Annotated in this window: 22 protein-coding genes and 1 pseudogene; 17 read left to right on the top strand and 6 right to left on the bottom strand. The window is 72.4% G+C overall.

Annotation, left to right across the window (positions count from 1 at the left end; all coding sequences use genetic code 11):
- Window positions 1-160 precede the first annotated feature (160 nt).
- The 3 genes from ACFY04_RS23625 to ACFY04_RS23615 all read left to right on the top strand — a co-directional run bounded on the left by ACFY04_RS23625 (window position 161) and on the right by ACFY04_RS23615 (window position 2604).
- Window positions 161-1567: a hypothetical protein gene (locus ACFY04_RS23625; protein ID WP_389119365.1), complete on the top strand. Its 1407-nt coding sequence runs from the start codon at window positions 161-163 to the stop codon at window positions 1565-1567.
- 80 nt (window positions 1568-1647) lie between these two features.
- On the top strand, window positions 1648-2019 hold the full coding sequence (locus ACFY04_RS23620; protein ID WP_389119364.1) for a PPOX class F420-dependent oxidoreductase: 372 nt from the start codon (window positions 1648-1650) through the stop codon (window positions 2017-2019).
- Window positions 2020-2250: 231 nt separating this feature from the next.
- Window positions 2251-2604: a hypothetical protein gene (locus ACFY04_RS23615; protein WP_389119362.1), complete on the top strand. Its 354-nt coding sequence runs from the start codon at window positions 2251-2253 to the stop codon at window positions 2602-2604.
- Between the two features lie 76 nt (window positions 2605-2680).
- Here ACFY04_RS23615 and rsgA read toward each other — a convergent pair whose 3' ends face one another.
- From rsgA to ACFY04_RS23595, 4 genes are all read right to left on the bottom strand, one after another.
- Window positions 2681-3796, bottom strand: a complete 1116-nt coding sequence (gene rsgA / locus ACFY04_RS23610) for a ribosome small subunit-dependent GTPase A (protein ID WP_389119361.1) — start codon at window positions 3794-3796, stop codon at window positions 2681-2683.
- A gap of 435 nt (window positions 3797-4231) precedes the next feature.
- Window positions 4232-5077, bottom strand: a complete 846-nt coding sequence (locus ACFY04_RS23605) for a hypothetical protein (RefSeq protein WP_389119359.1) — start codon at window positions 5075-5077, stop codon at window positions 4232-4234.
- Window positions 5074-5730, bottom strand: a complete 657-nt coding sequence (locus ACFY04_RS23600) for a response regulator transcription factor (protein ID WP_314250130.1) — start codon at window positions 5728-5730, stop codon at window positions 5074-5076. The genes ACFY04_RS23605 and ACFY04_RS23600 overlap by 4 nt, the downstream gene beginning before the upstream one ends.
- Entirely contained in the window at window positions 5718-7004 is a 1287-nt protein-coding gene (locus ACFY04_RS23595) for a histidine kinase (RefSeq protein ID WP_389119357.1), read from the bottom strand. Before ACFY04_RS23595 ends, ACFY04_RS23600 begins: the two co-directional genes overlap by 13 nt.
- Window positions 7005-7181: 177 nt before the next feature.
- Between ACFY04_RS23595 and ACFY04_RS23590 the strand changes: the two genes are divergently transcribed.
- The gene (locus ACFY04_RS23590) at window positions 7182-7676 is read left to right on the top strand and encodes a hypothetical protein (RefSeq protein ID WP_389119356.1); all 495 of its coding nucleotides are present in this window, start codon (window positions 7182-7184) and stop codon (window positions 7674-7676) included.
- A gap of 75 nt (window positions 7677-7751) precedes the next feature.
- Window positions 7752-8162 carry a VOC family protein gene (locus ACFY04_RS23585; RefSeq protein WP_389119354.1) on the top strand — a complete coding sequence of 137 codons (411 nt, stop codon included), beginning with the start codon at window positions 7752-7754 and terminating at the stop codon, window positions 8160-8162.
- On the opposite strand, the gene ACFY04_RS23580 is transcribed toward ACFY04_RS23585, so the two are convergent.
- On the bottom strand, window positions 8084-8830 hold the full coding sequence (locus ACFY04_RS23580) for a helix-turn-helix domain-containing protein (protein WP_389119353.1): 747 nt from the start codon (window positions 8828-8830) through the stop codon (window positions 8084-8086). The genes ACFY04_RS23585 and ACFY04_RS23580 overlap by 79 nt on opposite strands.
- A gap of 167 nt (window positions 8831-8997) precedes the next feature.
- On the opposite strand from ACFY04_RS23580, the gene ACFY04_RS23575 reads away from it, so the two are divergent.
- Window positions 8998-9831 (top strand): class I SAM-dependent methyltransferase, encoded by an 834-nt coding sequence (locus ACFY04_RS23575; protein ID WP_389119351.1) that lies wholly within the window; start codon window positions 8998-9000, stop codon window positions 9829-9831.
- A 38-nt stretch (window positions 9832-9869) separates the two neighbouring features.
- On the opposite strand, the gene ACFY04_RS23570 is transcribed toward ACFY04_RS23575, so the two are convergent.
- Entirely contained in the window at window positions 9870-10985 is a 1116-nt protein-coding gene (locus ACFY04_RS23570; protein ID WP_389119349.1) for a YihY/virulence factor BrkB family protein, read from the bottom strand.
- Between the two features lie 17 nt (window positions 10986-11002).
- Between ACFY04_RS23570 and ACFY04_RS23565 the strand changes: the two genes are divergently transcribed.
- The 11 genes and pseudogenes from ACFY04_RS23565 to ACFY04_RS23515 form a co-directional block, all read left to right on the top strand.
- On the top strand, window positions 11003-12646 hold the full coding sequence (locus ACFY04_RS23565) for an acyl-CoA dehydrogenase family protein (protein WP_389119347.1): 1644 nt from the start codon (window positions 11003-11005) through the stop codon (window positions 12644-12646).
- A 358-nt stretch (window positions 12647-13004) separates the two neighbouring features.
- Window positions 13005-14267, top strand: coding sequence for a GAF domain-containing protein (locus ACFY04_RS23560; RefSeq protein WP_389119588.1), 1263 nt, complete (start codon window positions 13005-13007; stop codon window positions 14265-14267).
- A gap of 5 nt (window positions 14268-14272) precedes the next feature.
- Window positions 14273-14836 carry a GNAT family N-acetyltransferase gene (locus ACFY04_RS23555; RefSeq protein ID WP_389119346.1) on the top strand — a complete coding sequence of 188 codons (564 nt, stop codon included), beginning with the start codon at window positions 14273-14275 and terminating at the stop codon, window positions 14834-14836.
- Window positions 14837-15060: 224 nt separating this feature from the next.
- A complete protein-coding gene (locus ACFY04_RS23550; RefSeq protein ID WP_312847410.1) occupies window positions 15061-15144 on the top strand; it encodes a putative leader peptide in 84 nt (27 codons plus the stop codon).
- Between the two features lie 215 nt (window positions 15145-15359).
- Window positions 15360-17066 (top strand): nitrite/sulfite reductase, encoded by a 1707-nt coding sequence (locus ACFY04_RS23545; RefSeq protein ID WP_389119344.1) that lies wholly within the window; start codon window positions 15360-15362, stop codon window positions 17064-17066.
- A complete protein-coding gene (locus tag ACFY04_RS23540; protein ID WP_079406494.1) occupies window positions 17063-17269 on the top strand; it encodes a hypothetical protein in 207 nt (68 codons plus the stop codon). The genes ACFY04_RS23545 and ACFY04_RS23540 overlap by 4 nt, the downstream gene beginning before the upstream one ends.
- Window positions 17266-17979 (top strand): phosphoadenylyl-sulfate reductase, encoded by a 714-nt coding sequence (locus tag ACFY04_RS23535; RefSeq protein ID WP_389119342.1) that lies wholly within the window; start codon window positions 17266-17268, stop codon window positions 17977-17979. The genes ACFY04_RS23540 and ACFY04_RS23535 overlap by 4 nt, the downstream gene beginning before the upstream one ends.
- 35 nt (window positions 17980-18014) lie before the next feature.
- On the top strand, window positions 18015-18560 hold the full coding sequence (gene cysC / locus ACFY04_RS23530; protein ID WP_389119340.1) for an adenylyl-sulfate kinase: 546 nt from the start codon (window positions 18015-18017) through the stop codon (window positions 18558-18560).
- Window positions 18557-19495 carry a sulfate adenylyltransferase subunit CysD gene (cysD, locus tag ACFY04_RS23525; RefSeq protein ID WP_389119338.1) on the top strand — a complete coding sequence of 313 codons (939 nt, stop codon included), beginning with the start codon at window positions 18557-18559 and terminating at the stop codon, window positions 19493-19495. The genes cysC and cysD overlap by 4 nt, the downstream gene beginning before the upstream one ends.
- Window positions 19496-19497: 2 nt before the next feature.
- Window positions 19498-20838 (top strand): sulfate adenylyltransferase subunit 1, encoded by a 1341-nt coding sequence (locus ACFY04_RS23520; RefSeq protein WP_389119336.1) that lies wholly within the window; start codon window positions 19498-19500, stop codon window positions 20836-20838.
- A gap of 266 nt (window positions 20839-21104) precedes the next feature.
- A pseudogene (locus ACFY04_RS23515) lies at window positions 21105-21301 on the top strand (sulfate ABC transporter substrate-binding protein); the annotation flags it as partial.

Genomic DNA, 21301 nt, shown 5'->3' with positions numbered 1-21301 from the left:
GAGTGACACGGTCGTCACCAGCCTCGCCCCGCACCGCGACGAGTAGCGCACCCTGCTACTCCATTCGGGTGACGCCCGCATCCCCGTCATTGCACGGAAGTCCGCTCCCGTGAGGCGCACACCAGGGGCGTTCACCCCACGGCGGGAGCAGGCTGATGCCATGGAAATCAAGCCCCATGTGGTCGTAGAACCACCGGATGGCAACGGCTTGCGGAAAATCGTGATCGACGGCAAGCCCGCGGGCAGGGTGTGGAGCCACCACGAACTGCAGAAAATCCTGCAACGCGCCGGCGTGGCACCCGACGCCGACATCGAATGGCGCGGCGGAAACTGCATGGTGTGGCCGGCTCACAGCTGGGGACGGCGAATCGCCGGCTCCGTCATGGCAGTCGGCTTCCTGGCGACTGCGGCCATGTGCCTCTGGATAGGAATGAAGGACTCCCTCGACGCCCTCACCTTCGCCGGGCGCGTGACCGGATTCCTCTTCCTGTTCATGGCCGCGGTGGAACTGATCGCCGCCGCGACCTGTTTCGACTACTGGCGCAATCGCAAGAAGAAGTACTCAGGCCCGGTCCTTCTCCTCGGAGCGGTGATCGAACTCTTCGTCGCTTCGGTGCTGCTCCTGATGTACGCCTTCAACAGGGACAGGCCGTCGTACACGCTGTGCCTGGCGCTCTGGACAGGCATGCTGGTCTGCGCTTCATGGTCCCTGTGGGTGCTCTGCCGCCGCCGGGTGTGGACGGTGCTCCGCTATCCGGGGCGCATCGCGCTCGGGGCGATCGTCTCCACCCTCCTCGTCATCACCAACCTGGCGTACACACAGGTCTACCTTCCCTCCATGTCGCGTCCGCTGGTGCAGGGTTCGGCCGAGATCGGAATGCCGACCCTGAACAAGGAAGGGTCGACGATGTACCTGCGGGTCCGTCTGCGTCTCAAGAACTCCGGCGAGGTTCCGGTCCACATCATCGGCAGCGTCTACTGGATCCAGGCCAAGCGCGCGAGCGACGGCCCGAAAGACAAGTACAAGATGCTCAAACCTGGCCAGCTGGTCAATCCGCCGGGGCGGCAGCTGAGCCCGCAGGAGGAAATTCTGGAGGACGTGGTCGTCGAGATCAAGAAGCCCGAAACGACTGGCTACGAAGCAATCACCGCCCAGGTCCAGGCCTACGCGTTCAGGCAGGACCGGATGACAGTAGATGCCACCTTCAAGGATTCCGGGAAGTGGCGCGGAAAACTGAAGAAGGAAGGCAAGGACGACGATCCTCCCGGGCCCCTGCCGGCCAACAAGGACTACCTCAGGTATCAGGCTGCGATCTCCCAGAGCAGTGAGCTCCTGAATCTGACCCGCGGTCGGGAGCGCGTGACGGTCTGGTGGTTGTACCGTCGCTGGCCGGCCGTCTATGTGGATGTGGCCAGTCCGGGTGACCGGAAGCACTTCAACCTCAACGACCCCAAGGAGCAGAGGCAGGCCGTCGACCGATACGGGCTGGCACTCGTGCGCGGCTCGTTGGTGCAGACGCCGTACACGGAACTCCTGAAGGTGGCCCAGATCCGCCGCCCGAAGTGAGCACCCCGGCGGCCGACCGCACCATGACCTAGGTCCGCAGCCCGATGCGGGGACCGGCGGCGGCTGCGAGGCTGGACGGTATGACGGACTTCAAGGGTTTCAGCGAGGCCGAACTGGCGTACCTGCGTTCTCAGCACCTGGGCCGCCTGGCCACGGTGGACGCGGCCGGGCAGCCGCAGGCGAACCCGGTGGGTTTCTTCCCCCAGGAGGACGGGACGATCCTGGTGGGCGGAATGGCGATGGGCACGACGAAGAAGTGGCGCAACCTGCACGGGAACCCCCGGCTGTCCCTGGTCGTGGACGACCTGGTGAGCACCCGGCCGTGGCGGGTGCGCGGCATCGAGATCCGGGGCCGCGCCACGCTGGAGACGGGCCCGCACGAGCTGGGCCCCCATTTCAGCCCGGAGGTGATCCGGATCCACCCGGAACGCGTCCACACGTGGGGGCTCTGACCGCCCCGGGAGCACGCTCCGCCGGTGCGCGGGCGGCCGTTCATCCCCGTACGGCGCCCGGTGCTGACGCTCTGCTTAGGGGCGGAGGGGCCACAGTGGGGGGGTCGGGGCTTGTGACGCCTTGAGGGGGGAGTACCGGTGCCGATCCGGATCAGGGGCCGCGTCGTCGTCGACGCCGTGGGGGGTGCCGATTCCGCGGCCTCGCCCGCCGGGGCGCCGCAGCGGCCGTCCGTGACCCGTTTACGTCTCACCTGCCTCTACGGCGGGGTGTTCATGATGGCCGGGACGGCGCTGCTGGCCGTGGTCCACCTGCTCGCGGTGCAGGCCGTGAGCAGGGGCAACGATCCGGTCCTCGAACTGCGTTCGGAGTCCGCGATCGTACTGGCGCCCGCCGGCTGTCCGGAGCCGCCGGACGGCGGGCCGGCCCCCTGCCCGGCCCCCGTGCGGCAGCAGCCCCAGGACTCGCTGGTGTCGTCCACCGCGCTGGTCCTGGCCGCTCTCGTCCCTCTGTCGGCCGCCGTGGGATACGTGACGGCCGGGTACGCCCTGTCGCCGCTCCGGCGGATCACCCACAGCACCCGGTGAGGGCTGTCCCGGGCGGAGTCGGGGTCCCGGGCGGGGTCGGGGTCCCGGCCGACGGCACCCCGCCCCCGGCTGCGCCTCAGACCCGGTCGCCGCGCTTCGCGGCGTGGTTGGCCCGGCCCTCCGCCGACTTCAGGCGCCAGTCGCGGCGGATCTCCGACCGCAGCCGGGCGTCCGTCTTGGCGACGATCCGCTGGTTCTCCCGCAGGAGCTTGCGGTAGCTCTCCAGGCGGCGGTCCGCGAGCTCGCCGGAGTCCAGCGCGGCCAGCACCGCGCAGCCCGGCTCCGCCTCGTGCGCGCAGTCGTGGAAGCGGCAGTGCTCCGCGTACTCCTCGATCTCCGAGAAGACCTGGCCGACCCCGGTCTCGGCGTCCCAGAGCCCGACGCCGCGCAGTCCGGGCGTGTCGATCAGGACGCCGCCGCCCGGCAGGGCGAGCAGGTTGCGCGTGGTGGTGGTGTGCCGGCCCTTGCCGTCGACCTCGCGGGCCGCCTGCACCTCCATGACCTCGGCGCCGAGCAGCGCGTTGGCCAGGGTGGACTTGCCGGCGCCCGAGATGCCGAGCAGCACGCTGGTGCCGTCGCCGACGATCGCGGCCAGCACGTCCGTACCCTCCCCCGTGAGGGAGGAGACGGTGAGCACCTGGACGCCCGGCGCGGTGGCCTCCACGTCCTGGACCAGGTGCCCGAGCGTCGCCGCGTCCGGGACCAGGTCCGCCTTGGTGAGGACGACCAGCGGCTGCGCCCCCGATTCCCAGGCCAGGGCCAGGAAGCGCTCGATGCGCCCGAGGTCCAGCTCGACGGCGAGGGAGACCGCGATGATGGCGTGGTCGACGTTGGCGGCGAGGATCTGCCCCTCGGACCGCTGCGAGGAGGTGGACCGTACGAAGGCGGTCCGGCGCGGCAGGTACGCCTTCACGTAGCGGGGATTTCCGGCCGCCTCGACGGCGGCCCAGTCCCCGGTGCAGATGACCCGGAGCGGGTCGTACGGGGTGACGAAGGCGGTGTCGGCGCGGACGATGCCGTCCGCGGTCATGAGGTCGCACTGGCCGCGGTCGACGCGTACGACGCGGCCGGGCAGGAGGCCCTGCTCGGCGTACGGGGCGAACTCGGCCTCCCAGGCGTCGTCCCAGCCGAAGGGGGCGAGGGCGTGCGGGAGCGAGGTGTGCGGGAAGGACGGGAAAGCGGAGAAAGACAAGGGAAACCCTTCACAGGGTGGCCCCGGCCGGCGGGCGCTCGCTCGGTGGCGGCGCGCGAAGAGGTGTGAGGTCAGCCGGAGACCACGGAAGTGACATTGATGGTCTTCTGAGTGCGGGCAGCGCCCTGCGCGATGACAGTCATCAACGAACTCACCTCCGGGTCCATGCACATGCTGGTCGTCCCCCACCGGTCGGCGGGAACTGATCCACCGTAACAAGCCCGGTCCTGTGGGGGCCACTTCTTTTTCGGGCGGCCTTCCCGTGCGGCGGGGCTAGGGGGTGTCTTGTCGATCAGGGCGGATCAGCGAGCGGTGGCCGGTGCCGTGGATCGCAAGGCGGACGAGGGAGGCGACGCGGAGCGTCGCCGACCGAGGACAACGCGGCGAGGCGCGTTGCCGGCCACCGCGAGCCCGGCCTGACCGGCAAGACACCCCCTAGGACGCGCCGGGCGCCGCCCAGGGCCCGTCCGGGTACGCCGCCTGGGCCCGGCCGAAGCCCGCCTCGATGTCCAGGCTGCGGGGCGACGCCGGGTCGCGCAGGGCGTCCGGCACCTCGCAGCGGCCGGCTCCGGCCTCGCAGCGGACCTTGAAGCGGGTGGCCGCGGGCACGGTGAGGGCCAGGCGGCCGGAGCCGACGCGGGCCGTGACCTCGTCGGGCGGGGTGACGAAGGTGGCGACGGCCCGCCCCGATCCGACCCGGATCTCGGCCCGGTCCGAGGTGAGTCCGGTGGCGTGCAGGTGGCCCGAGCCGACCTTGGCGCGCAGGGCGCCGCGCAGCCCGACGATCTCGATCCGACCGGAGTCGGCCTCGGTGTCGACGGTGCCGCCCAGGCCGCTGAGCGCGATCCGGCCGGAACGGGTCGTCACCTTCACGGGGATGTCCACGGGGACGGTCACCGCCAGCCGGACCGAACAGCCGGCCCCGGCGGCCGGCCAGAAGCCCTCGCCGGGGCAGTGCGGGGTCAGGCGCAGGGTGTCGCCGAGCCGGCTCTCCTCGATGGTGGGCGCCTTGAGGGACCAGCTGACCGTGGCCCGGTAGCCGACCTCGTGGTCCGCGCGGGGGGTGACGGTGATGTCCGCGTCGCCTCCCACGATCTCCAGCGCGGTCACCGGGCGGCCGTCGCTGCCGCCGCGCAGGGTGTCGCTCCGGGAGCCCTCGCTCCCCCAGGACCACACCTGCCAGGTGGCCGGTACCACCACGAGGACCGCGCTGAGCGCGGCGGCGACGATCCAGGCCAGGCGGTGCCTGCGGCGGGGCCCTTCGGCTGCGGCCGGGGTCACGGCGTGCCGTCCAGGAAGCGCAGGACCGCGAGGACCCGGCGGTGGTCGCCGTCGGCCGGGGGCAGGTCGAGCTTGGCGAAGATGCTGTTGATGTGTTTGGCCACCGCGCTCTCGCTCACGACGAGTTCGGCCGCGATCCCGGCGTTGGAACGGCCCTCGGCCATCAGGGCCAGCACTTCGCGCTCGCGCGGGGTGAGCCGGCCCAGCGGGTCCGGGCCGCCGCCGCGGCGCAGCAGGAGCTGGGCGACGACCTGCGGGTCGAGTGCGGTGCCGCCCGAGGCGACGCGGCGCAGGGCGTCGATGAACTCCTCGACGTCGGCGACCCGTTGCTTGAGCAGGTAGCCGATGCCGGCGCGGGTCTGGGTGGCCAGCAGATCGGCGGCGTAGCGTTCCTCCACGTACTGCGAGAGCAGCAGCACGGCCGTGCCGGGGCTCTCCTGGCGGATCATCAGGGCCGCCCGGACGCCCTCGTCGGTGAAGCCGGGCGGCATCCGCACGTCCACGAGGGCCAGTTCGGGGCGGTGTTCGCCGACGGCGGCGAGCAGACCCTCGGCGTCGCCGGTCTCGGCGACCACCTCGAATCCGGCCATTTCGAGGACTTTGACGAGTCCTATGCGCAGCAGGACGGAGTCCTCGGCGATCACAGCCCGCACGGCAGCTCCACGGTGATGACGGTGGGACCCCCGAGGGGGCTTTCGATCATGATGGTCCCGTCGACGGACCCTACGCGTTTGCGCAGGCCCACCAGGCCGGTGCCGCGGGCGGGGTCGGCGCCGCCCACCCCGTCGTCGGTGACGGTGATCCGCAGCAGGTCCCCGCCGCGGGCGGGCCCGCCGGCCGCCGGACCGCGTACGACGCGCACCCGGCAGTGTTCCGCCCGGGCGTGCTTGGCCACGTTGGCCAGGGTCTCGGAGACCACGAAGTAGGCGACGGCCTCCACGGTGGCCCCGGGGCGCTGCCCGATGTCCACGGTCAGCTCGACGGGGAACGGGGCGCGGGCGGCGATCCCGGAGAGCGCGGCGTCGAGCCCGCGGTCCTCGAGTACGGCCGGATGCAGGCCCCGTACCAGGCTGTTCAGCTCCTCGATGGCCTCCTTCGCCTCGCGGTGCGCCTCGTCGATGACGGCCTTGGCCTCGGCCGGCAGGTCGGGGAGGGTGGCGCGGGCGATGCCGAGGTTCATGGCCAGGGCGACCAGTCGCTGCTGGGCTCCGTCGTGCAGGTCCCGTTCGATCCGGCGGCGTTCGAGGTCGGCGGCGTCCAGCACGCCGGCCCGGCTCTCCGCGAGGTCCTCGACCCGCTGCTCCAGTTCGCGGGCCCGGTTCGGGCCGAGGAGGGCGGCCGCGGCGGCGGCGTCCAGCCGGGCGAAGAGGGCGGCGAGCCAGGGCGCGGCGAGCAGCAGCAGGACTCCGCCGCCGGTGATGGCGTCGTAGTCGTTGCTCCAGCCGGGGGTTCGGGTCTCCGTGGGCAGGATCCAGATCCAGCCGTAGATGCAGGCGGCGGCGACGCCGAAGGTCCAGGCGAGCACCACCAGCGCGCCGGCGACGGCGGCGAGCGGGCTGACCAGCAGGTGGTAGCCGTACTGCCGCCAGGTCGCCTCGGAGCGCATCCGCCGTGCCAGTGCGCGCGGGGTGAACCGGCCGCCCTCCCGTGCGACCTTGGGCACGTCGAGGCCGAGCAGGGCCCGGAACCGGCTGCGTTGGAGCCGGGTGAGGAGCGGGCCGAGCAGCAGGATCAGCAGGATCAGCAGCGGCGGGACCGTGCCGGGCCCGGGCGCCGTGACGGTGCACGTGAGGCCGAGGAGCACGGGCAGGGCGGCCGGGATCGCGGCCGCGGTGAAGGCCGTGTTGCGCCAGGCCCATGCCGACCAGGGCGCGTGCGCCGTGATCCAGGTGTACGTACGCCTCGGCGCGCCCCCGCGAATTGCCATGCCCCGTACGGTAATCGCACTGATCAGGGGCCTGCCATCATGCGGGCACCCGCACGGGGGTGTACCTGGTGCCACCCCCGATCCGGATCATGGGGCTACTGATCCGGCGGGCCCGGCCGACGAGGCTGGTGGTCTGCCCGGGGGACGGACCGCCGGGCCGGAAGGAGACCCCTCGTCATGGCTTTCGCCGCCCCGCAGCCGCGCGCCTGGCGCACGGCCCGCCCCGCCCGCGCCGCCCGCGCCGCCCGCACCCTTCGCACCGCACGCCCGCCCCGCACCGCACGCCCGCCCCGCACCGCACGCTCGCCCCGCACCCCCCGGACGGCGACCGTACTCACGGGCGCCGGACTGGTGCTGCTTCCCTGGGTGGTGGTGCTGGCGAAGACGATGCCGCAGACCACCGAGGTCTCCCACTGGTCCACGGCGTGGATCGGCCTGGACCTGGTGCTGGCCGCCGGGCTCACCGGGACCGGGGTGCTGCTGCGCAGGCGAGATCCCCGGGCGTCCCCGGTCGCGGCGGCGACGGCCGCGCTGCTGGTGATGGACGCCTGGTTCGACGTCACGACCTCGGCCGGGACCGGCGGTCAGGGGATGGCGCTGCTGCTGGCCGCGGGCGCGGAGCTGCCGCTGGCGGTCGCCTGCGCGGCGGTGGCGGCGCGCCGACCGCGCTGATGCCGGGCGTGACACGGCAGCCCCGGTGTCCGATTCGTTCAAGACGGCCGCCCGGTGCCCGCCTAGCCTGCTGCCATGACTCCTCGACTCGACCTGATCGGCACGGTGGTCTCCGACATGGCCGCCTCGCTCGCCTTCTACCGCCGTCTCGGGCTGGACATCCCGGCCGAGGCCGACGGCCTGCCGCACGTGGAGGCCGTCCTGCCCGGGGGCCTGCGGATCGCGTGGGACACGGAGGACACCGTCCGCTCCTTCGACCCGTCATGGACCCCGCCCACCGGTGACGGCCGCCGGGACCTGGCCTTCCTGTGCGACTCCCCCGCCGAGGTGGACGCGCTCTACGCCGAACTGACCGCCGCCGGGCACACCGGACACCTGAAGCCCTGGGACGCCTTCTGGGGCCAGCGCTACGCCGTCGTCCTCGACCCGGACGGCTGCGGGGTCTCGCTCTTCGCCCCGTCCGCCCCGTCGGCTCCGGCGGCATAGGCCCGCAGGGTCGTCCCGGCCAGTGCCCGCACCTCGCGCGAGAGATGCGCCTGGTCGGCGTACCCGGCGGCGCAGGCGACCTCGGCGTACGGCAGGCCCGCGCGGACCAGGGCCAGGGCGCGGCGCAGCCGCAGGATGCGGCCGAGCGTCCGGGGGCCGTACCCGAAGGCGTCGAGCGAGCGCCGGTGCAGCTGCCGCTCCCCGAGGCCGACGGCGCGGGCGATGACGGCCACCGCCTCCCCCGCGCCGAGCCGGGCCACGACCTCGGCGGCCAGCGGGTCGGGCGCCCCGGCATCGGCGGCGCGGGCGCGGGCCAGCGCTTCGAGTCCCTCGCGCGCGTCCCCGTACCCCTCGACCAGCCCGGACGCCCGGCGTACCGCGCGGGCGGGCCACAGGTCGGCCAGCTCGACGCGCCGGTCCCGCAGTGCGTGCGCCGGTACGCCGATCAGCGCGGGCGCGGTGCCGGGCGCGAACCGGATCCCGGCGAAGGCGCCGCCGGGGACCTCCCCGGCGGCGTGCGGCCCGGTGTCGGGTCCGGCCACCAGCAGCCGCCCGTCGGACCACAGCAGGTCCATGCAGCCGTCGGGCAGCACCACCGAGCCGCCGCCCGCGGTGGCGCGCCACAGCACGGCTCCGGGGACGGCCGCGGACACCGCTTCCTCGTACACCACTCCAGGTTAAGGACCGGGCGTCTCTTTCGGATCAGGCCCGGCGCGCCTCGGTGGGGCGGGAGGGCGCCGGTGGAGGATCGGTGGGGCGGCGGATGCGGCCGATGCGGGCCGCATCCGCCGCGTCCGCGGCTTCCCCTTTCCCCGCCCCGTGAAGAGGTCCGGACGTGAACCTGCCCGACGACGACCCGCCGCCGCGTCCCGACGGGGCGGCCGGCGGCCGCTACGGCGAGGCGGTGTTCCGGCCGGAGCTGGCGGGCGAGGACGACCGCATCGACCTCGGCGCGCTCGCCTACGACGACTTCACGCTGGCACGGCTGCGCGCGCTGGGCGCCGGGCCGGGCTGGCGCTGTCTGGACGTGGGCGCGGGAACGGGTACGGTCGCCCGGCTCCTCCTGGACCGGGCCGGGGTCTCGGAGGTCCTCGCCGTCGACCGGGACACGGCCTTCCTCAGGGCACACCCGGCGCCCGGGCTCACTCCGCTGGAGGCGGACATCACCGCCCTGGACTTCAGCCCGGGACGGTTCCGGCTGGTGCACGCCCGGTTCGTGCTGATGCACCTGCGCAACTGGCCGCGGATGATCGGCAAGCTCGCCTCCCTGGTGGCCCCGGGCGGTGTCCTGGTCCTCGGCGACGCGGTCGACCTGACCACCCCCGCCGCGCCGGCGACCACGTACGGCCGCGTGATGCGGGCGATGTGGCAGGGGCTCGGGGACAGCCTGGGCACCGACGTCTCCTGGGTTCCGGACTATCCCGAGCACCTGCGGGAGGCCGGTCTGCTGTCCGTGGGGGCCGAGATCCTCGTCCCCCCGCTGCTGCCCGGCAGCCCCATCAGCCGGTTCTGGGCCGGTACGTGGGAGCGTGCGCGGGGGCCGATGACGGCCACCGGGCTGGTCGACGATGCGGCGATCGACGCGGCGATCCGCTACCTGGAGTCGCCGGACTGCGCCGCGCTCTCCCCCGGCCTGCTCACCGCCTGGGGGGTGAAGGGCCCGGCCTGACCGGGAAGGCACCCCCAGGGGTGTCCGGCCCGGTGGGCTCAGTGCTTGCGCAGCCGGGAGTGGTAGTCCTCGGGCGGCAGGAACTTCGACCACCGCTCCGGGAACTCCGACGGCATCCCGTCGTCCTCGTCGTCCTCCGACTCGCCCTCCGCCATCGCCCGCCAGGCGGCGGCCCGCGCGACCAGCTGGGCGGCCTCCGCCTCCCGGGCCCGCTCGTTCGCCTCGCGCGCCGACGCCGTGGCCACGGAGGGCCAGACCCGGTCGATCGCGGCGTTGACGGCGGCCCCGACCAGCACCGCGAAGGCCGAGATGCCGATCCACAGGAGTACGGCCACGGGCGCGGCCAGTGATCCGTAGATCGTCGGCCCCTCCACCGTGTTGGTGAGGTAGATCCGCAGCAGGAACGAGCCGAGCACCCACATGGCGAGGGCCACCAGCGCCCCGGGCACGTCCTCGATCCACGGCGAGCGCACGGGCACGGACACGTGGTAGAGCGTCGTGAGGAAGGCGATGGACAGCAAGGTCACGGTCGGCCAGTACAGGACCGCGATCACTTCGGTGCCCCAGGGCACCAGCCGGACGACGGCGTCCGGCCCCACCACCATCAGCGGCAGCACGATCGCGCCGATCAGCAGGGCGATGATGTAGAGCAGAAAGGCCAGCAGCCGGGTCTTGACGATGCCGCGCTGGCCGTCGAGCCCGTACATCACGGTGATGGTGTCGATGAAGACGTTCACGGCACGCGATCCGGACCAGAGGGCGAAGGCGAAGCCAAGCGAGATCAGGTCGGGGCGGCCGCGCCCGGTGACGTCGTCGAGCAGGGGCCGCGCGATGTCGTTGACGCCCCGGTCGGACAGGACCGTGCCGACCGCCGCCAGGATGTTCTCCTCGATGCTTTCGACCGTGCGGGTGTCCGTCCAGCCGTCCACGTAGCCGAGCAGACCCAGCAGGCCCAGGAAGAGCGGGGGCAGCGAGAGCAGCGTGAAGAACGCCGCCTCGGCCGCGAGCCCGAGGATCCGGTACTCGATGCACGAGTTGACGGTGTCCTTCAGCAGCAGCCAGCCCATCTTCCGCATCGAGACGTTGCGGTAAAGGGCACGGGCCCGGTGGAGCCGTCCTGGGATCCGCTCGGGTGTTTCTTTTGCTGGCTGCACGTCCTTACGGTATCCGCATGGCAGCCACCACCCACACAGTCAGCAACCAGGCCCCGCCCCTGGTGGGGTACGACGTCTACGGCGGCGATCGGGCCCTCACCGAGGGCATCGAGCGTCACCTCGCGTCCGCGGATCCCGAACTCCTCGGCGAGGTAAGGCAGGAGCTCACCGACCTCGGGCACGCGGCCGGTTCCGCGCAGGCCCAGGAATGGGGTGTGCAGTCGAACGAGAATCCGCCCAAGCTGCGGACGCACGACCGGTACGGGAACCGGATCGACGAGGTCGATTTCCACCCGTCCTGGCACCGGCTGCTCGGGCACGCGGTGACGTCCGGGCTCACCGACGCCTGGGGGCGTCCGGCCGGGCATCTGCGCCGGGCCGCCGGGTTCTTCATCTGGTCGCAGGCCGAGGCGGGGCACGGCTGCCCGATCTCGATGACGCACGCCGCCGTGCCGGCGCTGCGCACCGATCCGGTGCTCGCCGCCGAATGGGAGCCGCGGCTGATCTCGCACGTGTACGAGCAGGGGCTGCGGCCGGCCGCCGAGAAGGGCGGTGTGCTCTTCGGCATGGGGATGACGGAGAAGCAGGGCGGCAGCGACGTACGGGCGAACACGACGGCCGCGGTGCCGCTGGACGCGTCCGGCGAGTACCTGCTGACCGGGCACAAGTGGTTCTGCTCGGCGCCGATGTGCGACGGCTTCCTGGTGCTGGCGCAGGCCCCGGGCGGACTGACGTGCTTCCTGGTGCCGCGGGTGCTGCCGGACGGTACGCGCAACGTCTTCGCGATCCAGCGGCTGAAGGACAAGCTGGGCAACAGGTCGAACGCGTCGAGCGAGGTGGAATTCGACGGGACCTGGGCGCGGCGGGTCGGTGAGGAGGGCCGCGGGGTGCGGACCATCATCGAGATGGTCGCGGCGACCCGGCTGGACTGCGTGATCGGCTCGGCCTCGCTGATGCGGCAGGCGCTGACGCAGGCCGTGCACCACTCGGAGCACCGCTCTGCTTTCGGAGCACCGCTCATCGACCAGCCGCTGATGCGCAACGTGCTCGCCGATCTCGCTCTGGAGTCGGAGGCCGCCACCACCTTGACCCTGCGCCTGGCGGCCGCCAACGACGCCGGCACCGAGCAGGAGAAGGCCTTCCTGCGCCTCGCCGTGCCCGCCGCCAAGTACTGGGTGACCAAGCGCTGTACGCCGATGGTGGCGGAGGCCCTGGAATGTCTGGGGGGCAACGGCTACGTAGAGGAGTCGGGGCTGCCCAGACTGCTGCGCGAATCCCCGCTGAACTCCATCTGGGAGGGCTCGGGCAACGTGCAGGCGCTGGACGTGCTGCGCGCCCTCCAGCGCGAGCCGCAGGCGCTGAACGCCTTCCTCCAGGAGGTCGGCCTGGCCCGGGGCGCGGACCACCGGCTGGATTCGGCCATCAAGGACCTGCTGACGGATCTCGCCGATCTGGACGGGATCGAGGCACGGGCCCGCCGGGTCGTCGAGCGCATGGCGCTGGTGCTCCAGGGATCGCTGCTGGTGCGGTGGGCCCCGCCGGAGGTCGCGGACGCCTTCTGCGCCTCGCGGCTGGGCGGTGACTGGGGCGCGGCCTTCGGCACGCTGCCGCACACCCTCGACCTGCGGTCGGTGGTGGAACGGGCGCGGATCCAGGGTTAGGAGAGAGCCCCCGTCGGGCTCCACGGCGGTCCCCGAACCGCTCCCGGCCGGGATCCGGGCCCGTCGACCGGGTACAGGGGTGGCGCCGCGCCGACTCGGCACCACCCCTGATCCGAAGCCCCGAGGAGGAGCCTGCACGCCGCTCTGCGGCGTCCGGACAGTTTCGGTCGGCCGACCGGGACTTGGCGAGAGTTGCATACCGTTGCAACCTTTGAGTCGGCAGCCGTCCGTCGGGGTGCCCGGGGAAGCGGCACGCGCGGACCGCCCGGGCGGCTTGCGTCGTACGTCCTGTTCGCACGGGGAGGTTCCGGTGGCCGACACCACAGGCAGCACGGTCGATGTGGCACGCATCTCGGCCATGGACGCGCGGGCCGCGGCACGTCTGCTCAAGGGCGTGCGGGCGGCGGCGCTGGCCGGGGACCGCCCGCCGGCCGCGCCCCGGCCGGAGATCGCGGAGTCCTGGCGCCGGATGCTGGCCGGCGGGGTGCACCCGGACCGGGACGCGCGCTCGCGGATGCTGTCGGCCGCCGAGACCGAGGAGCGGCGGCACGTCTCGCCGCTGCGGGAGATCCTGCCCGTGCTGCGCGAGGGGCTGCTGCCCGCCCTGGACGACGTCCTGCACATCATGGTCGTCGCCGACGCGGACGGGCGGCTGCTGTGGCGGGAGGGCCACTCCTCCATCCTGCGCAAGGCGGACCGGCTCGGCTTCGCGGTCGGGGCCGACTGGGACGAGGCCGTCGTCGGCACGAACGGGGTGGGCACCGCCCTGGTGGCCCGGCGCCCGGTGCAGGTGTTCTCGGCCGAGCACTTCGTCTCCAGCCACCACGACTGGACCTGCGCCGGGGCGCCCGTACGGGACCCGCGCGACGGGCGGCTGCTGGGCGTGGTCGACGTCAGCGGGCCGCTGGCCACCATGCACCCGGCGACGCTGGCGTGGGTGACCTCGGTGGCCCGGCTCGCGGAGCGGGAGCTGCGGCTGCGGCACCTGGAGTCGCTGGAGCGGCTGCGGACGGTGGCGGCTCCGCTGCTGGCCCGGCTGCCGGGGCGGGCGCTTGCCGTGGACCCGAACGGCTGGACGGCGGCGGTGACGGGCCTGGCCCCGGCGGAGCGGATCCCGCTGCCGAAGGCCTTCGGGCCGGGCCGGGTGTGGGTGCCGCGGCTCGGGGAGTGCGTGGTGGAGCCCCTGCCCGGCGGCTGGCTGCTGCGGATCACCCAGGACCGTCACAGCACGGCGGCGACCCGGATCGTCCTGGACCTCAGCCGGGCGGGATGCCGGTCGGCGACGGTCTACGGACCCTCCGGGAGCTGGTCGCAGGAGCTGAGCCCGCGCCACGCGGAACTGCTGTTCCTGCTGACGGAGAGCCCGCGGGGGCGCTCGGCGGCGGAGCTGGCCGGGGAGCTGTTCGGGGATCCGACGCGTACGGTGACGGTCCGCGCGGAGCTGTCCCGCGTACGCCGCCACCTCGCGGGCGTCCTCACGCACCGGCCGTACCGGTTCGCGGAGGACGTGGAGGTGGAGCTGATCCGCCCCGAGGACCCGGCCGCGCTGCTCCCGCACTCGACCGCGCCCGCGGTGGTCCGGGCCCGCCTGGGCCGGACGGGGCCCGGCATGATTCCCTGAGCTGCATGAGCACCATCACTCTCACCACCTGGTCGCTGGAGATGACCTCTCCGGCGGACCTCGTCCCGGCGGCTCCGGCGGGCCCGGAGATATCCATCGCACGGGCGGAGGTCCCCTCCCCCGAGTTCAGCCGCTTCCTGTACGCCTCGGTGGGCGGTGACATCCACTGGACGGACCGGCTCTCCCTGACCCGCGCGCAGTGGGTGGAGCAGCTGGACCGGCCGGGGGTGGAGACGTGGGTCGCGTACGACCGGGGCACGCCGGCCGGGTACGTGGAGCTCGACCCGCAGGACGACGGCCTGGTGGAGATCATGTACTTCGGCCTCCTCCCCGACTTCCGCGGCCGCCGTATCGGGGGGCACCTGCTGTCGGTGGGCGTCGCCCGCGCGTGGTCCCTCGCGGAGCGCTGGCCGGAGCTGGAGCCGACCCGGCGGGTGTGGGTGCACACGTGCAGCCAGGACGGCCCGACGGCGATGAGCAACTACGAGCGGCGCGGCTTCAAGGTCTTCAAGACGGAGACGGAAGAGAAGGAAGAGACCCCGACCCCGGGCCCCTGGCCGGGGGCGTAGCCCCTCCGGGGGCGGTCGGCCGAACCCCCGCTCCTCAAACGCCGGAGGGGCTTGATTTCAGCCCCGCCGGCGTTTGAGGCGCGGGGTCCGGGGCGGAGCCCCGGGGCCGGCGGAGCCGGCTTCGATGCGTGACCCCCGTCACGTCGTCCCACGTTTCGAGACGAGTTCGTCCGAATCGTGGACAGTAGTGGACTCCTCCAATCGGCACATGACACGCTTCCGCCATGAATGGAGCTGGAATTGCCTTGGTGAGTCGGCGGCACGTCGACCTCGGCCGCATGTCCAGCGCCATCTGTCCGGCGCGCTGACGGAACCAGCCACGCCGCACATGGCCGCCGTCCCCGCCGCCGCGGACGCGCCGATCACCCGCTAGCCCCCTGAGGCCGTAGTACCGCCCTGCCCGCCGGCAACCCCGGCGCGGAGCGGGAATCAGCCACACCCGCTCGGAGCCGCCGAGCCCGCAGGGGAGCGCCGCCGCCTCCCCCTGCCCTTGCCTCGAGCCGCCGAAGAAGGACGTACCGCCATGGCCGCCACCCCCGAAACGCCCGCAGCCGCACCCGCAGCCGCCGCGCGCCGCAAGACCGGCCGTCACCGCGGCGAGGGCCAGTGGGCCGTCGGACACCACACGCCCCTCAACGGCAACGAGCAGTTCAAAAAGGACGACGACGGTCTCAATGTGCGGACACGCATCGAGACGATCTACTCCAAGCGCGGCTTCGACTCGATCGACCCCAACGACCTGCGCGGCCGTATGCGCTGGTGGGGCCTCTACACCCAGCGCAAGCCCGGGATCGACGGCGGCAAGACCGCGATCCTGGAGCCGGAGGAGCTGGACGACGAGTACTTCATGCTGCGCGTCCGCATCGACGGCGGCCGGCTGACCACCGAGCAGCTCCGCGTGATCGGCGAGATCTCGGAGGAGTTCGCGCGCGGCACCGCCGACCTCACCGACCGCCAGAACGTGCAGTACCACTGGATCCGGATCGAGGACGTCCCGGAGATCTGGCGCCGGCTGGAGGCCGTGGGCCTGTCCACCACCGAGGCCTGCGGTGACACGCCCCGCGTCATCCTCGGTTCGCCCGTCGCCGGCATCGCCCTGGACGAGATCATCGACGGCACCCCCGCCATCGACGAGATCTACCGCCGCATCGTCGGCAACAAGGACTTCTCCAACCTGCCCCGCAAGTTCAAGTCCGCGATCTCCGGCTCGCCGCTGCTCGACGTGGCGCACGAGATCAACGACATCGCGTTCGTGGGCGTGAACCACCCCGAGCACGGTCCCGGCTTCGACGTCTGGGTCGGCGGCGGTCTGTCCACCAACCCCAAGCTGGGTGTGCGCCTGGGCACCTGGGTCTCGCTCGACGAGGTCCCGGACGTCTACGAGGGCGTCATCTCGATCTTCCGCGACTACGGCTACCGCCGGCTGCGCAACCGCGCCCGCCTGAAGTTCCTCGTCGCCGACTGGGGCCCGGCCAAGTTCCGCCAGGTCCTGGAGGACGAATACCTGAAGCGCAGGCTGACCGACGGCCCGGCGCCCGCGCAGCCGAGCGGCCAGTGGCGCGACCACGTGGGCGTCCACCAGCAGAAGGACGGCAAGTTCTACGTCGGCTTCGCGCCCCGCGTGGGCCGCGTGGACGGCGCCACCCTGACCAAGATCGCGGACGTGGCGCAGCAGCACGGCTCCGGCCGCCTGCGCACCACCGCCGAGCAGAAGATGATCGTGCTCGACATCGAGGCCGACCAGGTCGACTCGGTGGTCGGGGCGCTGGAGGCGCTGGACCTGCGGGTCAAGCCGTCCCCGTTCCGCCGCGGCACGATGGCCTGCACCGGCATCGAGTTCTGCAAGCTGGCCATCGTCGAGACCAAGGCGCGCGGCGCCTCGCTGATCGACGAGCTGGAGCGCCGCCTGCCGGACTTCGCCGAGCCGCTCACCATCAACATCAACGGCTGCCCGAACGCCTGCGCCCGTATCCAGGTGGCGGACATCGGTCTCAAGGGGCAGCTGGTCCTGGACGACGACGGCAACCAGGTGGAGGGCTACCAGGTCCACCTGGGCGGCGCCCTCGGCCTGGAGGCCGGCTTCGGCCGCAAGGTCCGCGGCCTCAAGGTCACCTCGGCCGGTCTGCCCGACTACGTCGAGCGGGTCGTCAAGCACTACGAGGAGCAGCGCGAGGACGGCGAGCGCTTCGCGGCGTGGGTCGCCCGCGCGGACGAGAAGAGCCTCTCGTGAGCGAGCGCGCCGCACCGTTCTACTGCCCCTACTGCGGCGACGAGGACCTGTTTCCCAACGAGACGGGTCACGGCGCGTGGGAATGCAGGGCCTGCAACCGAGCCTTCCAGCTGAAGTACCTCGGGCTGCTGGCCCGGGGCGTTCAGTCGGATTCAGCGGGATCAGCGGGATCAGCGGGATCAGCGGGAGGGGACGGGATATGACCACCACTCAAGACGTGCGTCTCACGGCCGGGGAGCTCAAGGAGCTGGCCGAGCGTGCGGGCCGGGAGCTGGAGGACGCCTCGGCGCTGGACATCCTGCGCTGGGCGGTCGACACCTTCGGCAAGGAGTTCGCCGTGACCTCCTCCATGGAGGACGCGGTCGTCGCCCACCTGGCCTCGCGGGTCCTCCCCGGTGTGGACGTGGTCTTCCTCGACACGGGCTACCACTTCGAGGAGACCATCGGCACCCGTGACGCGGTCGAGGCCGTGATGGACGTCAACGTCATCACGCTGACCCCGCGTCAGAGCGTCGCCGAGCAGGACGCCGAGCACGGGCCGAAGCTGCACGACCGGGACCCCGACCTGTGCTGCGCGCTGCGCAAGGTCAAGCCGCTGGAAGAGGGCCTGACCGCGTACGCCGTGTGGGCGACGGGCCTGCGCCGCGACGAGTCCCCGACCCGGGCGAACACCCCGGTGGTCGGCTGGGACGAGAAGCGGCAGAAGGTCAAGGTCTCCCCGATCGCCCGCTGGACCCAGGACGACGTGGACGCGTACGTCGCCGAGCACGGCGTACTCACCAACCCGCTGCTGATGGACGGTTACGCCTCCGTCGGCTGCGCCCCGTGCACCCGGCGCGTCGCCGAGGGCGAGGACGCGCGGGCCGGCCGGTGGGCCGGGCGGGGCAAGACCGAGTGCGGACTGCACGGCTGATGACGACGAGCGAAGAACCTACGGAGACAGAGCAGATGAGCGTGAGCGACCAGGGCGCCACCGTGTGGCTGACCGGGCTGCCGAGCGCGGGCAAGACCACCATCGCCTACGCGCTGGCCGGGCGGCTGCGCGCCGAGGGCCACCGCGTGGAGGTGCTCGACGGGGACGAGATCCGCGAGTTCCTCTCCGCGGGCCTGGGCTTCACCCGCGAGGACCGGCACACCAACGTGCAGCGCATCGGCTTCGTCGCCGAACTCCTCGCGAGCAACGGCGTCAAGGCGCTGGTGCCGGTGATCGCACCGTTCGCGGACAGCCGTGAGGCCGTCCGCAAGCGGCACGCCGCCGAGGGCACCTCGTACCTGGAGGTCCACGTGGCCACCCCGGTCGAGGTCTGCTCGGAGCGTGACGTCAAGGGCCTGTACGCCAAGCAGGCGGCGGGCGAGATCTCCGGTCTGACCGGGGTCGACGACCCGTACGAGGCTCCGGACTCCCCGGACCTGCGTATCGAGTCGCACACGCAGACCGTGCAGGAGTCGGCTTCGGCCCTGCACGCGCTGCTCACCGAGAGGGGTCTGGCATGACGACGACCGTCGCACACGTCCACGACGGGACGGATGCGCCCTACGCGCTGTCGCACCTCGACGCCCTCGAGTCCGAGGCCGTGCACATCTTCCGCGAGGTGGCGGGTGAGTTCGAGAAGCCGGTGATCCTGTTCTCCGGCGGCAAGGACTCCATCGTCATGCTGCACCTGGCGCTGAAGGCGTTCGCGCCGGCGCCGGTGCCGTTCACGCTGCTGCACGTCGACACGGGCCACAACTTCCCCGAGGTACTGGAGTACCGCGACCGTACGGTCGAGAAGCACGGCCTGCGCCTGCACGTGGCCTCCGTCCAGGAGTACATCGACGCGGGCAAGCTGCGCGAGCGCCCGGACGGCACCCGCAACCCGCTGCAGACGGTGCCGCTGACCGAGGCGATCCAGAGCCTGAAGTTCGACGCCGTCTTCGGCGGCGGCCGCCGCGACGAGGAGAAGGCCCGCGCCAAGGAGCGGGTGTTCAGCCTCCGCGACGAGTTCTCGCAGTGGGACCCGCGCCGCCAGCGCCCCGAGCTGTGGCAGCTCTACAACGGCCGCCACGCCCCCGGCGAGCACGTGCGCGTCTTCCCGCTCTCGAACTGGACCGAGCTGGACGTCTGGCAGTACATCGCCCGCGAGGGCATCGAGCTGCCGGAGATCTACTTCGCCCACGAGCGCGAGGTGTTCCTGCGCAACGGCATGTGGCTGACGGCGGGCGAGTGGGGCGGCCCGAAGGAGAGCGAGACGCCCGAGACGCGTCTCATCCGCTACCGGACCGTCGGTGACATGTCCTGCACCGGCGCCGTCGACTCCGACGCCGTCACGCTGGACGCCGTGATCGCCGAGATCGCCGTCTCCCGCCTCACCGAGCGGGGCGCGACCCGCGCCGACGACAAGATGTCCGAGGCCGCGATGGAAGACCGCAAGCGCGAAGGGTACTTCTAGACATGACCAGCACCACCGAGCAGTTCGCCGATGTGTCGGCGACCACCCTGCTGCGCTTCGCGACCGCCGGTTCCGTCGACGACGGCAAGTCCACCCTGGTGGGCCGGCTGCTGCACGACTCCAAGTCGGTCCTGACCGACCAGATGGAGGCCGTCGAGGCCGTCTCCGCCCAGCGCGGCCAGGACGCCCCCGACCTCGCGCTGCTCACCGACGGCCTGCGGGCCGAGCGGGAGCAGGGCATCACCATCGACGTCGCGTACCGGTACTTCGCCACCGCGCGCCGCCGGTTCATCCTCGCGGACACCCCCGGGCACGTTCAGTACACCCGGAACATGGTCACCGGCGCCTCCACCGCCGACCTGGCCGTGGTCCTCGTCGACGCCCGCAACGGCGTCATCGAGCAGACCCGCCGGCACGCGGCCGTCGCCGCGCTGCTGCGCGTCCCGCACGTGGTCCTGGCCGTCAACAAGATGGACCTGGTGGGCTACCAGGAGTCGGTCTTCGCGGCCATAGCCGAGGAGTTCACCGCGTACGCCTCCGACCTGGGCGTCCCGGAGATCACCGCGATCCCGATCTCGGCCCTGGCCGGTGACAACGTGGTGGAGGCGTCCGCCAACATGGACTGGTACGGCGGCCCGACGGTGCTGGAGCACCTGGAGACCGTCCCGGTCAGCCACGACCTCACGGCCTGCCCGGCGCGCTTCCCGGTGCAGTACGTGATCCGTCCGCAGTCCGCCGAGCACCCCGACTACCGCGGCTACGCGGGCCAGATCGCCTCCGGCGTCCTGCGCGTCGGCGAGGCCGTGACCGTCCTGCCGTCCGGCCGGACCTCGGTCATCGAGGGTATCGACGCGCTCGGCGAGAGCGTGGACATCGCCTGGGCCCCGCAGTCGGTGACGCTGCGGCTGAAGGACGACATCGACATCTCGCGCGGCGACCTGATCGCGCCGTCCGCGAACGCGCCGGCCACCACGCAGGACGTCGAGGCGACGGTCTGCCACGTGGCCGACCAGCCGCTGGCCGTCGGCGCCCGGGTGCTGATCAAGCACACGACGCGCACGGTCAAGGCGATCGTCAAGGAGATCCCCTCGCGGCTGACCCTGGACGACCTGTCCCAGCACCCGAACCCCGGGCAGCTTGTGGCCAACGACATCGGCCGTGTCGTCGTCCGTACCGCCGAGCCGCTCGCGCTCGACTCGTACGCCGACTCGCGACGCACCGGGTCCTTCCTGCTGATCGACCCGGCCGACGGCACGACCCTGGCGGCAGGCATGGCGGGCGAGTCCTTCGCCTCCAAGGCCGAGACGACCGTTCAGGCCGACGAGGAAGGCTGGGACTTCTAGCCCATGCTTCCCGACATCTTCTCCAGCTTCGCGAAGGAGGGCGGCCGCGTAGGCAGCGGCGCCCTCGGCAGCGGCCAGGGAGGGGTTGCGCGATGTGCGCGATGACCGAATTGCCGCCGGCATCACGCCTACGCGCCCACACCCCCCACCAGCCGTACCCGCCGTCGCTCCACAAACGAAGACGCGCGTCATGAGATGACGCCGTCACGAGAGGAAGTCCTCCCGTGCCTGCCACCGCCAGCACCCGCACCACCCTCCGCCGCGGCATGGTCGCCGCCGCCCTGCCGCTCCTGATCGGTGCGCTCGCTTCCTGCGGCTACGGCTCCGAGGCCAAGAAGGACGAGCCGAAGGCCGCCGACGCGGCCGATGCCGGCAAGAAGCTCTCCGCTTCCGAGGTCCGCATCGGGTACTTCCCCAACCTGACGCACGCCACCGCGCTGGTCGGCCTCCAGGAAGGCCTGAT

The sequence above is a fragment of the Streptomyces sp. NPDC001549 genome (assembly GCF_042894025.1).
GTDB lineage: Bacteria > Actinomycetota > Actinomycetes > Streptomycetales > Streptomycetaceae > Streptomyces > Streptomyces kutzneri.
Note: the sequence above shows the minus strand (reverse complement) of the source record. Positions and strands in the feature narration are given on the sequence as shown.